The sequence below is a fragment of the Haloechinothrix aidingensis genome (assembly GCF_013450155.1).
GTDB lineage: Bacteria > Actinomycetota > Actinomycetes > Mycobacteriales > Pseudonocardiaceae > Haloechinothrix > Haloechinothrix aidingensis.
The window spans coordinates 920,514-933,883 of record NZ_JACCKD010000001.1 but is presented as its reverse complement, the minus strand read 5'-3'; the positions used below and the strand labels follow the sequence as shown (position 1 = coordinate 933,883).

The following is a 13,370-nucleotide window of genomic DNA, read 5'->3' as shown; positions in this document are numbered from 1 at the left end:
CACCAACGGATCGACCGCCACCTTCGCCAACGCCTCCGGCCGCTCGACGGCCAGCTGCTCGATCTCCACGCCCCCCTCGGCCGAAGCCATCGCCAAAAACGTGCGATTCGCCCGATCCACCAGAAACGACAGGTAATACTCCGCCGCGATCTGTGACGCCTCGGTCACCAGCACCCGCCGAGCCACATGCCCCTTGATATCCAGACCCAGAATCGCCTCGGCCGCAGCCGCAGCCTCCTCCGGCGTCTCAGCCAGCTTCACACCACCGGCCTTACCACGCCCCCCAGTCTTGACCTGCGCCTTGACCACCACCGGGCCACCAAGACGCTGCGCAACCGCACGCGCGGACTCCGCACTATCAGCCACCTCACCGGCCAACACCGGCACTCCATGCTTAGCGAAGAGCTCCTTCGCTTGGTACTCGTAGAGGTCCACTCTCCAGTCTCCTGACGACACGCCACTGTTGTGGGGCTTGTTCCCGAGCCGGGTCATCCGCGCTCGCTGTACACCGGTGACTACCGCTCGTTCGGGTCACTCCAGTTCGCTGCTGCGAAATATCGGATGTGACGACCCTAGCGACCTCGCCGGTCAACACGCAGCCCGCCTGCGGTGAACTCGGTCACCGCGATAGCGTGAGCGTGTCCGCGATCACGAGCTACCGTCGAGTAGCTCGACTCGCCTCGGCACGGTCGCCCGGAATGGGCCCACTGTTGACGCTGCTGAGGCGACATCGCGTGCGCCGCGCGGCGGCGACCGCCTCGACCACACGTGACACTGTTTCGTAACGCAAGTCACACCTATTGGAGTAGCGCTCCGTCTACCTTGGGTAATGCGATGCGTCACGGAACCGCCGAAGGCGGGATACGGCAAAGACACGCGTGATGGATCTTGCGGATACTGGTACCTCTTCGTTACTGTCCTCCAGTCCCCATTACAGTCCGGTCACAGACAGGACAGGCACCGTGCGATCTCGCGCGGGGTCATTTGAGCGGTACCCCCGACGCCGCTCATCCGGGTCCCCCGCCCGGGTCCTGAACGGACCGGCGCCCCCGAGCAACGGAAGGCCCCAGTCTTGGCTAGACACCGCTCCCCCGGCGGTCGTACACCTTCCCCGGCCATCGCGGCGGCTGTCCGTGATGGCGCCACGCGCGAGCGCGGCACGCATCGAGTACCGGCTCCCACCTCGGCCATGCGCGGTCGCATGGTCGTCGCCGCCGTCGCCGCGGGCGCGTTCGCCGCCGCTACCGCCGGCCAGACCATCGACAACACCACCTCCAACGGGACGGACAGTGGTGTGACTCCGCTTGCCAGCTCCCATGACGCGGAGGAAGCAGAGCAATCTCTGGGTATGGGTGGTGGCACACCCGTGGTCGCTCCCGAGGTCTTGCCCGCCGACACCGACAGCGACGCCAGCAACGAGGCGGAGCAGCTCGCGGCCAGCCACGAGGTCACTCAGGAGCGCCTGGAGCGCGAGCGCGAGGCGGCACGCCGGGCTGCCGAGGAAGCCGCTCGCCCCTCGGTCGTCAAGCCGGCCGAGGGCACTCTCACCTCCGCCTTCGGCGCCCGGTGGGGAAGCAGCCACAACGGGATCGACATCGCGGCCCCGATCGGCTCCCCGATCCATGCCGCAGCCGACGGCACCGTGATCGAGGCAGGTCCGGCCAGCGGGTTCGGCCTGTGGGTACGCATTCAGCACGACGACGGCCACGTCAGCGTCTACGGCCACATGAACAGCTACTCGGTGGCACCCGGCCAGCGGGTCGAGGCCGGCCAGCAGATCGCCGAGGTCGGCAACCGCGGCCAGTCGACCGGACCGCACCTGCATTTCGAGGTGTGGCAGGGAGACGGCGGTGCCAAGCTCGACCCGCTGACATGGCTGGCCCAGCACGGCATCCACTACTGACGGCGTTGGCCCGCATCCCGGTGGTCCTGCGGGCAGTAGCCGGCGCACCAGCCGGCGACGTATCCGGACGAGCCGGCCACCCGGCGGCGAATGCCCCTGACGCGCCGTGCCACGCCACGGCCGCTCCGCCCGGTCAGCGGTCGCCAGGTGGCCTCCGCACGAAGTAACCGATCGCCACCTGCCAGACCGAGCACACCTCGGTGCGCCCGCCACCGCGCCTGCGCCGTCGCACGCACCGCGCGCACGACCCACCGTGTTCCACGCCGCGGTGAACGCGCAGCAGGGTGCGCCACGCGGCCGCGAGCGTACGCACGTCCACCGCTGCCGCGGAGGGATCCGAATCCGCCCGGCGGGCGGCCGCGTCCAGGTACCGCCACACTGCGGCCGCGAACAGCGGGAACCACTCATCCACCTCGCACCCCTCACGTCGGCACCGCCTCGGCACTGTTGATCGAACATTCGTTCGAGTCACTTGTACCACGTATCTGCGCGTTACCGCACGAGGGTGCGCTTCCGGGCGTGTCGGCTCAGAGTTTGCTCATCGGCACGCTGCCGATGAGCATCAGCTTGAGCTGCCCCGATGCGCCGAAGTCGATCGTCGCGGTCGCGCGCGGACCCGTCCCCTCCGTCGCCACCACCGTGCCCAGCCCGTACTTGTCGTGACTGACCCTGTCTCCGACATCGAGCTTCATCGGTACCGCGTCCTTCCAACCCGTACTCGCGGTACCGCGCACCGGACCCGACTGGCCGCTTCCCTGACCGGACCCCGCCCAGGTGGTCGCGGCCCGTGGCGCACCGGAACCACCGAACGAGTCACCGGAGGGGGCCGAGCGTCGCCACTCGACCAGCTCGCCCGGGATCTCGGTGAGAAAGCGCGAGGCCGGGTTGCTCATCGGCTGACCCCACGCCGTCCTGGTGAGCGCGCGGGAAAGGTAGAGGCGACGCTGGGCGCGGGTGACGGCGACGTAGGCGAGCCTGCGCTCCTCGGCCAGCTCGGCCTCTTCTCCGAGGGCGCGCATATGCGGGAAGATCCCGTCCTCCATCCCGGTGCCGAAGACGACAGGATATTCCAGCCCTTTGGCGGTGTGCACCGTCATCAGCGTGACCATCCCGCTGTCGGACTGCTCGGTGTCCTCGGCATCGCCCCCGTCCGGGGCCGGAAGCGAGTCGGCGTCGGCGACAAGCGACACCCGCTCGAGGAACGCGGCCAGCGACCCCGCGGGGAGGGCCTGTTCCTCGCCTTCCTCGTCGAGTTCGTCGACGGCCTCCGCGGCCTCCGCGGCCTCCGCGGCCTCGGCGGGCACAGCGCTCTCGGCGAACTCCCGCGCTACGGTCACCAGCTCGGTGAGATTGTCCAACCGGGTCGCGTCCTGCGGATCGTCCGACTCGGCCAGGCCGTCCCGGTAGCCGGTGCGCTCCAGTACCGCCTCGAGCACATCGGCGACGTCGTCACCGCGCTCGACACGTTCGCCCAGCTCGTCGAGCAGCGTGACGAAAGCCGCGATGTTCCGCTGTGCGCGGGAGTTGAGATCGGGGATACGCCCGTCGGCCGCGGCACGCAGCGCGGCCGAGAACGAGAGGCGCTCGCGCTCGGCGTGATGGGCGACGGCGGCCTCGGCGCGTTCCCCGATGCCGCGCTTGGGGACATTGAGGATGCGGCGCAGGCTGACGGTGTCCTCCGGGTTGGCGAGCACCCGCAGGTAGGCCAGCGCGTCACGCACCTCCCTGCGTTCGTAGAACCGCACACCCCCCACGACCCGGTACGGCAGCCCGAGCCGGATGAAGATCTCCTCGAACACGCGGGACTGGTTGTTGGTCCGGTAGAACACCGCGACATCCGAGTAGCCGGCCTCGCCGCTGTCGGCAAGCGCGTCGATCTCGCCTGCGACGAAGGCCGCCTCGTCGTGCTCGCTGTCGGCGACATAGCCGACGATACTGTCGCCCGCACCGAGATCGCTCCACAGTCGCTTGTCCCTGCGGTTGGGGTTACGGGAGATCACCGCGTTGGCCGCGGACAGAATCGTCTGGGTCGAGCGGTAGTTCTGCTCGAGCATGATCGTGCGCGCCTCGGGGAAGTCCCGCTCGAACTCCTCGATATTACGAATCGTGGCCCCGCGGAACGCGTAGATCGACTGGTCGGCGTCGCCCACGACGCACAGCTCGGCCGGTTCGACCCCGGACGGGCTCGTGCCGGTACCCACCAGCTCCCGCACCAGGGTGTACTGCGCGTGGTTGGTGTCCTGGTACTCGTCAACGAGCACGTGCCGGAATCGCCGCCGGTAGTACTCGGTGACCTCGGGAAACGCCTGCAGCAGATGTACCGTGCGCATGATCAGGTCGTCGAAGTCGAGCGCGTTGGCGAGCTGGAGCCTGCGCTGGTACTCGGCATACACCTCCGCGACCGTGCGCTCGAGCTCGTTACTCGCCTTGGACGCCGCGTCGGTGTGGTCGACCAGCTCGTTCTTCAGGTTGGATATCTGACCGGCCAGCGTGCGCGGCGTGTACCTCTTGGTGTTGAGGTCCAGATCGCGCGCCACCAGGGTGAGCAGGCGCTTCGAGTCGTCGGCGTCGTAGATGGAGAAGTTCGACCCGAGCCCGGCCGTCTTCGCCTCCCGCCGCAGCAAGCGCACGCACATCGAATGGAAGGTCGACACCCACATCGTGTTGGAGCGCACCCCGACCAGCTCACCGACGCGATCACGCATCTCGGCCGCTGCCTTGTTGGTGAAGGTGATCGCCATGATCTGGCCCTGGTGCACTCCCCGCTCCGCGAGGAGGTACGCGATTCGCCTCGTCAGCACCCGGGTCTTGCCGGATCCGGCTCCGGCGACGACGAGCAGGGGACCACCGGTGTGGGTCACCGCGTCGCGTTGCGCGTCGTTGAGGTCGGCCAGCAGGTCCGGGTGGTCAGCCGTACTCGGAGCGTACGCCCCGGGGCGGTCGAACAGGGTGCTCATCGTCTCACCACGCTACCGGTACGCACGGACATCCCAGCGGGCAGAGGGCCGCATGCGGATTCCGGCACAGCTCCGCAGCAGTCCGTTGCCGGCCGCCGTGGACCCCGCGGCACACACGGCCCGTTCGACGCGGCGCGCCGCAGTGTGTCACGATAGCTGTATGCACAACGTGACTCGATTTTTCTACGGGATCCGGACTCCGGCTCCCGTGATCGCGTAGTGCACAGCCAGCAATCACAGCAAGCCCCGGAGTCGGCAGACCCTGGGGCTTTCGTTGTCTCAGGGGACTGGCGACATCCGGACCGACCGGAGGATCACATGACAACACGGGCACCGGACGGCGCGGAACGCGACGAGGAACCAGTCTCCGACGTTGATACCGCCGACGTCGACCAGCTCCGAGACGAGATCGACTGGCTCGATGACGAGATTCTCAGGCTGATCAAGCGCAGGGTGGACGTCTCCCGCCAGATCGGCGCCGCGCGGATGGCAGCGGGCGGCACCCGGATCGTCTACAACAGGGAGATGGACGTACTCACCCGCTACGGCGAGCTCGGGCCGGAAGGGCGCCAGCTCGCGATGGCACTGCTGAACCTGGGCCGTGGGCGGCTCGGCCGGTAAGCGGGCCGGTGGCGACCTCGGCACTGCTGTGGGCCCAGTCCCACTACCGCATCGGGCGATCGTGCGCAAGCGTTGTGAACTCTCCTAACACATGTTTCCTCGGGTATCACCCATATGGCGGCGCGCGTCAGAGTGATCTCTCTCCTTTCTCAGGGTCCGGTGCTGTGATGAGACACCGATCGGCTTACCCTGGTTCGCGTGAGTACCTCGGCCCCGTCGTTGCGTACGCGGCCGGCGCACCCGGACAGCGCCGGTACGCGGTACCACGCGCGGGGTAGCCGGTACGCCGCCGCGGCCGAGCCGCGTACCACTGCTCCATTCGAGGGCATATGCTGGGTTATGCCGTCAGACGGGAGCCAAGGGAGGGTCACGACGGCATGACCCACGACAGCAACGATCCGGAGGACCAACCAACCCTGCCGGGCCGGCATCGCCGTAGCGGCGGGTCGAAGACGTGGACCCCGACCGTGCCCAAGCGCAAGAGCGGGGCCCGCCACCGGGTGCCCGACGGTCCGGAGGACAGCACCGCCGCCGCCGGCATGGCGACGAGCACGGTACCCAGGGCGAGGACGAGTACCTCGATGTCCGGCTCGCTCGCGCCGCCACCGGTCGCCTTCCCGGCGCCCACCGGCGACACATCCCCATGGCGACCTCCCGAGCAGCCGGGGCGGGAGAACATCGCGGGCACCCTGCCCACCGACACCTCGTCCGGGGGTGCGGCTCTCCCACCGGATCCACCCGGGACACCGGTCGAGCCGGCTGATACCCCGGTCGAGCCGCCCGAGCGCGACCGTGGCGATCTCGCGACGGCAGGCGCCGATCCGGACGTACCGCCCCTGGCACCCCCCGAGCGGGTGGGCGTGGACGACCAGCGTCCGGCCCGTACCCGAGTGACCCTCATCCCGCAGGACGAGCCGGAGGACGATGCCCGGGTATACGCGGCACCACCCCCGGACGGCCTCGGCAAGTTCGACCTGGGCACCGTCCCGGCTTCGGTCACCCCGCCGCGCTCCTGGCGCAAGGCCGCCTGGTTCGCGACGATGTCCTCAGGGGGTGTCGTCGTCGCGCTGCTCGTGGCCGGCTCGCACCTGGTGAGCCAGCCCACCGACCAGCTGGCCGACGACGGCTGGCCGGGGCTTCGCGGGGACCAGCCCGAGCTGCACCACGATGGGCTGCCTGGCCCGACCGACGAGCCGGGGGACGACACCACCACTACCGAGGGCGGACCCACCACCACCGACCCCGAGCGCATCAGCGATCTGGCCGGTGTACGCACGCCGGAAACAACCAACTCCGCATCCGCCGGGACCGGAGGATCCGGGCCGTCACAGGGTGGACAGGACACCGGATCGGCGCCCCCGACGACCACGCAACCCCCGCAGAAGCCATCACCGAGCCCGGCACCACGCGAGACCCGCCGCGCTCCCCTGTACTCGTTCCCTCCGGACGCCGAGACCATGGGGGACCGATCGGAGATCTTCCTGAACGAGATCACCGAGAACCCGGAACGTGCGCACGAACAGACCGGCGGTGAGCTGCACGAGGAAGGCGCGGACGGTATCGCGGAGCGGTACTCCCACATCGCCTACTTCGAGATCGAGCACATCCATATCGACCAGCGCAAGCGCATGACCGTGAACACGGTCAAGGTCGTCTACAACGACGGCTCGAGTACGCAGGAACAGCGCACCCTGCGGTTCGAGGAAGGTGACAAGATCACCTCGGATTGAGCGTGATCCTCACCCGAACAGACGATTCACTCGCCGCTCGCCGACCGTAGACGCACCCTCGCCGACGCCGGCTGGCAGCAGCATCGCACATGTTGTTTCCTGGGCTACAGGACCACCGGCAACGCAGCGCACCCGATGACGAGCCGCTCGATCGCGGGCCAGGTCGGGGACGAGCCGACACGTAGCCACTACGCAGCGAGCGAGGGGGTCGAGACGGTGCCCTGGAGAAGGCGAACACAGCCCCGCGCGACCGCCGTGCCACGCTCGGCGGTCGACCTGCTGGATCCGGAGCTGCACGACGACCCGTGGATCGATCACGGCGAGCTGGACGCACTGCTGCGCGATCCGGCCGTACTGGCCGCGACCCGGGACGACGCCGCCGTTGCCGAGGACGCCCGGCCGCACCAGCACCGACCGGACCAGCACCGGCCGGACCGGACCAGCACCGGCCGGACCAGCACCGACCGGAAGGGCCCCGGCCGCACGGCACGATCACCCGCGCCGTCAAACTCGCCGGGCTCGTGCTCGCGACGGCGCTGCTGTGCGGCGCCGTCACGGCCTCCCCCGCGCTGGTCAACGCGTCGTCCGAACCAGCGCGCACCGCCACGCTCGACGCCGGTACCGCGACCGGGATACGGGCGCTCCTGGGAACGGCGGCCCCGCCACCCGGAGATACCGCGGGCGATGTCTCCCCCGGAACCGCCGACCCTGCACCGGACTCACCCGGTTCAGCGACGAACCCGGCAACCGATCGTGCACCGCAGCCACCTCGACGCGGGCAGGAATCCGGTTCCGCGACGGCCGACAGCCCGCAGTCCGCGGAGGATGTCGTGCGCACCTTCTACGATCGCGTTCCGACAGATCCCGAGGGTGCGATCGCGATGCTCACCGACGAGGTCGTGGAGGCTTCCATCGAGACCTCCCGGGGACACGTCTGGAGAACCGCGTCGGACCTGGAGGTACACGAGTTGCACGTCCAGTCGGACGACGTGATTCGCGCCCTGGTGACACTCACCGACCCCACCGGCGCCCGCCTCCGGCTCGACCAGCTCCTGCGCGTCTCGACCGAACCCGAACCCCGTATTACGGAGGTACGGCTGCTTTCCTCCCAACACGTGCCTCTCCAGGGTTCCTGAGTGCCAGATTCATGTGCGGAGAGTGAACGCATAGCCTTGTCACGAGCCGGTCACATCGGCAGGGACGGCACTGAGCTACGGACACCGCCATCCGCTGGTGGTGTCGCGGGCGGGGGAGACAACCGATACCGACCATGAGAGAGGCGACGCAGTGAGCGACGAGGGGCAACTTGTCGCCGACCGCTACCGCATCACCCGGCGAATCGGTACCGGTGCGATGGGCGCAGTCTGGCAGGGTCGCGACGAGCTGCTGGGGCGCGTCGTCGCCATCAAGCAGTTGCTCCTGCAGCCCGGGCTCGAGGCCGCGGAAGCGGAGGAGGCGCGGCAGCGCACGATGCGCGAGGGGCGCATCGCCGCCCGCCTGCATCACCCTAACGCGATCACCGTCTTCGACGCGGTCACCGACGAGCACGGGCAGCCGTGCCTGATCATGGAATACCTGGAGTCCACCAGCCTCGCGACCGTGATCCAGGACCGGGGATCGGTACCGCCGCTGGAGGTCGCACGGATCGGCGAGCAAGTGGCCTCCGCCCTGAAGAGCGCCCACCAGGTCGGCATCGTGCACCGCGACATCAAGCCGGGCAATGTCCTACTCACCGACGACGGGATCGTGAAGATCACCGACTTCGGCATCTCGAAAGCCAAGGACGATGTCAGCGTCACCAAGACCGGACTGATCGCGGGCACACCCGCCTACCTCGCTCCCGAGGTCGCGCTCGGCAACGAGCCGGGCCCGGAGTCCGACGTCTTCTCCCTGGGCTCCACGCTGTACGCGGCGACCGAAGGGCAACCGCCGTTCGGTCTCAGCGAGAACACCCTCAGCCTGCTGCATGCCGTAGCAGCCGGCCAGATCAACCCCCCTGTCCAGTCCGGCCCGTTGACCAGCGTACTGGCCCTGTTGCTACATCCGGAGAAGGAGCAACGGCCCGACGCCGAGCGGGCGGAGGAGGTACTGGCCGCGGTCGCACGTGGCGAGACGCCGGTGGGTGGCCCCGTCACGCAAGAGGCCGGTGCCGCCGGAGCCGGTGCCGCCGGTGCCGGCGAGGACCCCGCCGACAAGCTCTACGACGGTGACGTGGAGCAGGCGAGCACGTCGGGAACCCTCACCGGACTGGCCACCGACGGGCCGGACGCGACCCGCGTCGCACCGATTGCCGCGATGGGATCGGAACCCGGCCCCGAAGGCGCGGGAGCAGACACCGATGCCGAGCACGACCGATCGGGGCGCCGTTGGAAACCGCTGGCCGCGAGTGGGCTCGCGGCCAGCATCATGGTCGCACTGGCCGTGTGGGTGTTCGCCGAACCGGACACGTCACACGGCGAGTCACCGACACCGCCGGTCACGGACGACACGACGGAGCCGACGACGAGTGCCGAGCGCACGAGCACCACGACGCGGTCACGGACGACCACGGAGCCGGAACCGGAGCCGGAGCCGACCCCTCGGCCCGCGCGCACCACCGACACCGGCGACCCAACGGACAGCACCACCACATCCAGGGATACGACCACCCACCCCACGTCGAGCGAGACCGGTGGTGCCGACACCGGTGGTGAGGAGACCGGCGGCGGCGGTGACGACGGCACCGCTGATGGCGGCGACACCGGTGGTGACGAGACCGGCGGCGGAGACGACGGCACCGATGGTGGTGGCGACGACGGCACCGACGGTGGCGACGGTGGTGCCGATGGTGGTGGCGACGACGGCACCGACGGTGGCGACGGTGGTGCCGACGGCGCCGGCGACGGTGATCAGAACACCGCTACCAGCAGTCAGATTTAGGGGTCACGTGTCGGACGAGGGCACTCTGATCGGCGGCCGGTACCGGCTCGAGCAGCCACTCGGCCGCGGGCAGTGGGGCGTCGTCTGGCTCGCCAGCGACGAACAGCTGCATCGCACCGTGGCCGCCAGGCCGCTGAGTGCCCGCCCCGGACATGCCCGAGACGAGGCAGGGCAAATCGCCCAACGCGCAAAGGTACTGGCGCTCCGGGACGCCGAACTGGCCAGCGAACTGCGCCACCCGTGTGCCGCAACCGTCTACGGGGCCGTGGCCGAGCACGACGACATCTGGTTGATCACCCAGTACGTTCCCTCGAGGACGATGTCGGACGTACTGACCGCGGGCGCACCCTTCCCCGCAGCACAGGTGTGCACCCTCGGCATGCGACTGGCAGGCGCACTGCGCGCCGCGCACGACCTCGGTCTCGTGCACCGTGCCGTCGATCCCGCGGCCGTACTGCTCGACGAGGACGGTGACGTGCAGATCACCGACTTCGTCGTCGGCCTGACGTACGGGGACTCGCCGTACCGCGCCCCCGAGGTACGCGACACCCTCACCGCCACCGCAGCAGCGGATGTGTACTCGCTCGGGGCGACACTGCACCGCGCGACCACCGGAACCCCGCTACCCGAACACGACGGGACGACCTGCCCCACGGGAACACTGCACGAGGTGCTGCTGCGCATGCTGACCCGCGACCCCGCGGCACGCCCCACGATGTACGGGGTCGAAGGAGCCCTGACCGCGCTGGCACACGGGCGCTCGCCCGACCCCGCATCGCTGTCGGCGCCCGACCGATCGCCCGCGCCGCCGCGCACCCAACGTCCGGCGGCATCACCGCCCCCGTCACGACCCGTTGTGCGCGATGCGGCACCCGTACCACCACGCACACCGCCACGCAGGCGACGGGGCCAGGTCCTCGCCCGGGTGTCCGTCACCGTGCTCGCTTCCTGCGCGGCCGCGCTGTGCGGGATCCTGGTCGTCGAACTGCTGATGCGGTGACGAGCACCGTCCCGTACGGCACGCTCCTGACCGGAGACACGCCCTAGCTGCGCACGGGACCGTCCAGTGGGAGGCAAACCGAGCAGAAGTCGAGGCCGAAAGCGGTGAGATGCACGCTTCCGTGCACCGTGCTCGCGGATCGGCCAGCCCGCCGCATCGCCTCGATGACCGCGGGCTGAACCTCCACCACCTGGTAGCGGCCGGGCTCGACCTTCTCCGAGGAGAACCACACCAGGCCGAGCCGGAACAGGTTGTTCAGGTAGGCGCCGGTTCGCTCGACGTACCGGCACCCCGACTCCTGCCCGATCATGGACATCCGCTCGGCCACCAGCTCCGAACCGACGCCGAACGGCCGTCCCGTCCGCACGTCGACCGTCGGCTGCGCCCCCCGCACGGCCAGCAGACGCAGGATCCTGGCCTCGTCCGGCGCGATCTCGTCGAGAATACGCTCGTACGCCGGGTGCATCCCTTCGGTGCAACGCACATCCGCAGAACGGTAGAGTAACTCCGCGCCCCGGGAACGCAGCTCCTCGGGCGAGCAGTGCACGCTCACGCTCCTGCCCGGCAGTTTCTGGACCTGTCCTTCCCCGCTCGACTCCAGCGCCTTGCGGGTACGTACGACCAGCTCGCTCGCGGCGTCCTGGGCGAGCCGCGATGGCGCCGCGCCGTTGACCGCGGAGGCGACTGCCCGCGTGCCAGTCTGCACGGTGGTGTCGACAGCCCACGTCACGAGCCGCGCGCACCCCGTCGCCGCCAGCTTCGCCAACCCCGGCGCCGCATCGATCAGGCTCGCATCCGCGTTCCGCGCCCCGCGGGCCGTGTCGTACCGCCGCATACCGTCGCGTCCTCCCACTACGCTCACACTCCGAATATCGCCAGGTGCAAAAGACCCGCGCCGAACCCGAGCACGGCACCGTGCAGGAACAGCAACCATTCATCCTGTTTGATCGCCGAACGCATGAGCTCGTTGAAGTCGTCAAGGCTCATCATGCGCATCTGCGCACCGACGAACCGGAAGATCCGGTTGGCCTGCTGCACGTTGAATCGCTCATCGTCGAAGGCGGTGGGCGCGAACGCGCTGGCCTCTACAGCCACCGAGCTACGGATGCGCTCGTACGTCCCCGCGCCCATCGCCAGCCGGACCGGCAGGCGAACGGGGCCCATCGCACGATCCACCGCAGGACGCAACGCGGACTCCAGCAGCTGCCGCGTACGGTCCGAGCGGGGTCCGTGCAGCAGCTCACGCCCCACGTTCTGAATGGTTATCACGTTGTCCGAGATTATTTTCGCGTAGACGTCCGCGATCTCGGGTTTGCGTCTGATGAACAACCCCTGACGCCACGGAACCCACTTCTTCGGGTACACGGGCTCGAATATCATCGCGATTCCGAGATAGTTCACGACGTACCCGATGATGACGCCACCGACAGGAAGAACCCACCAGTACGGCCAGATCTCGACCGCCGCGACAAGAACGAACCCCATCGGGAACCCGAAGTAGAAGCCGAAGTTCTGCATGAACCTCAGCTCCTTCTTGCCGACCTTTTTGAACATGTCGTTCAGCAGTTCGGGGTGACGCTCCAGGTGACGCATCACCATCAGTTTGGCGTCGATGCACTGATCGATGTTCTCGCCGATCCGGGTCGTGAGCTCGCGCACGATACCCGGGAGCTGCGCCCGGACGCGCTCATGCACAGCGTTCTTGACCTGCTGCGGAACTTCGGCCCACAGCTCGGGCTCTTCCCGTGCCATGATCCGCTCCACCACATCGCGAATCTCGGACTGGGCCACCCGGGTCAGTTGTTGAGCGATCCTGTCCGGATCCAGCTCGCGATAGAAGTCGGATATACTTCCCAGCTTGGCGAGCCCCTTGTCCACCGCGATACTCGCCATCTTCGACGCGCGCGAGGGAACGATACCCTGCCAACCGAAACGGCCGTCGCAGCTGATGGCCGGAACAATCTGGATTCGCCGGGGCAAGAACGGGAAGAGCACCTTCAGACCGGGAACGCGAACACCGTAGAAACGCAACGGCTGGAAGAGCATGATGACGCCGGTCCAGTTGGTCACGTAACCGATACCGCCGGTGAACAGCGGTATCGTTACCAAATGGAGCAGCAGTGCCTGTTCCATTCGCGTGTGATCCTCCTGGCAACGCCCCGGCAGAGCATGGACCGCATACACGAGCGGGCTGCGGGCTGTTCGTAAGTCGGGCTGTTCACTCCACCAGATCACGCAGC

General features: G+C 68.6%; 11 protein-coding genes. 6 read left to right on the top strand and 5 right to left on the bottom strand.

Going from position 1 to position 13,370, the window contains the following annotated elements; genetic code table 11:
- The coding region (locus H0B56_RS04595) for an ATP-grasp domain-containing protein (protein WP_180891611.1) at positions 1–435 on the bottom strand (435 nt) is incomplete at its 3' end.
- Between the two features lie 766 nt (positions 436–1,201).
- Between H0B56_RS04595 and H0B56_RS04590 the strand changes: the two genes are divergently transcribed.
- Positions 1,202–1,903 carry a M23 family metallopeptidase gene (locus H0B56_RS04590; RefSeq protein WP_180891610.1) on the top strand — a complete coding sequence of 234 codons (702 nt, stop codon included), beginning with the start codon at positions 1,202–1,204 and terminating at the stop codon, positions 1,901–1,903.
- A 133-nt stretch (positions 1,904–2,036) separates the two neighbouring features.
- On the opposite strand, the gene H0B56_RS04585 is transcribed toward H0B56_RS04590, so the two are convergent.
- Complete coding sequence (locus tag H0B56_RS04585) at positions 2,037–2,315, bottom strand: hypothetical protein (RefSeq protein WP_180891609.1); 279 nt, start codon at positions 2,313–2,315, stop codon at positions 2,037–2,039.
- A 115-nt stretch (positions 2,316–2,430) separates the two neighbouring features.
- Complete coding sequence (gene pcrA / locus H0B56_RS04580) at positions 2,431–4,860, bottom strand: DNA helicase PcrA (protein ID WP_180891608.1); 2,430 nt, start codon at positions 4,858–4,860, stop codon at positions 2,431–2,433.
- 318 nt (positions 4,861–5,178) lie between these two features.
- Between pcrA and H0B56_RS04575 the strand changes: the two genes are divergently transcribed.
- The 5 genes from H0B56_RS04575 to H0B56_RS04555 all read left to right on the top strand — a co-directional run bounded on the left by H0B56_RS04575 (position 5,179) and on the right by H0B56_RS04555 (position 11,130).
- The gene (locus tag H0B56_RS04575) at positions 5,179–5,481 is read left to right on the top strand and encodes a chorismate mutase (protein ID WP_180891607.1); all 303 of its coding nucleotides are present in this window, start codon (positions 5,179–5,181) and stop codon (positions 5,479–5,481) included.
- A 377-nt stretch (positions 5,482–5,858) separates the two neighbouring features.
- The gene (locus H0B56_RS04570; RefSeq protein ID WP_180891606.1) at positions 5,859–7,211 is read left to right on the top strand and encodes a hypothetical protein; all 1,353 of its coding nucleotides are present in this window, start codon (positions 5,859–5,861) and stop codon (positions 7,209–7,211) included.
- 521 nt (positions 7,212–7,732) lie between these two features.
- Positions 7,733–8,347 (top strand): hypothetical protein, encoded by a 615-nt coding sequence (locus H0B56_RS04565; protein WP_180891605.1) that lies wholly within the window; start codon positions 7,733–7,735, stop codon positions 8,345–8,347.
- A gap of 151 nt (positions 8,348–8,498) precedes the next feature.
- Positions 8,499–10,130 (top strand): serine/threonine-protein kinase, encoded by a 1,632-nt coding sequence (locus tag H0B56_RS22715; protein ID WP_343063747.1) that lies wholly within the window; start codon positions 8,499–8,501, stop codon positions 10,128–10,130.
- Positions 10,131–10,137: 7 nt separating this feature from the next.
- The gene (locus tag H0B56_RS04555; RefSeq protein ID WP_180891604.1) at positions 10,138–11,130 is read left to right on the top strand and encodes a protein kinase domain-containing protein; all 993 of its coding nucleotides are present in this window, start codon (positions 10,138–10,140) and stop codon (positions 11,128–11,130) included.
- Positions 11,131–11,173: 43 nt separating this feature from the next.
- Here H0B56_RS04555 and H0B56_RS04550 read toward each other — a convergent pair whose 3' ends face one another.
- Both H0B56_RS04550 and H0B56_RS04545 read right to left on the bottom strand, forming a co-directional pair.
- Positions 11,174–11,965: an Abi-alpha family protein gene (locus H0B56_RS04550; RefSeq protein ID WP_180891603.1), complete on the bottom strand. Its 792-nt coding sequence runs from the start codon at positions 11,963–11,965 to the stop codon at positions 11,174–11,176.
- Positions 11,966–11,988: 23 nt separating this feature from the next.
- A complete protein-coding gene (locus H0B56_RS04545) occupies positions 11,989–13,263 on the bottom strand; it encodes a DUF445 domain-containing protein (RefSeq protein ID WP_180891602.1) in 1,275 nt (424 codons plus the stop codon).
- Between the last annotated feature and the right edge of the window lie 107 nt (positions 13,264–13,370).

Bases quoted from the DNA above. Each gene is read 5' to 3' on its own strand.
- H0B56_RS04550 (WP_180891603.1), bottom strand. From the start codon at position 11,965: ATGCGGCGGTACGACACGGCCCGCGGGGCGCGGAACGCGGATGCGAGC.
- pcrA (WP_180891608.1), bottom strand. From the start codon at position 4,860: ATGAGCACCCTGTTCGACCGCCCCGGGGCGTACGCTCCGAGTACGGCT.
- H0B56_RS04545 (WP_180891602.1), bottom strand. From the start codon at position 13,263: ATGGAACAGGCACTGCTGCTCCATTTGGTAACGATACCGCTGTTCACC.
- H0B56_RS04570 (WP_180891606.1), top strand. From the start codon at position 5,859: ATGACCCACGACAGCAACGATCCGGAGGACCAACCAACCCTGCCGGGC.
- H0B56_RS04590 (WP_180891610.1), top strand. From the start codon at position 1,202: ATGGTCGTCGCCGCCGTCGCCGCGGGCGCGTTCGCCGCCGCTACCGCC.
- H0B56_RS04575 (WP_180891607.1), top strand. From the start codon at position 5,179: ATGACAACACGGGCACCGGACGGCGCGGAACGCGACGAGGAACCAGTC.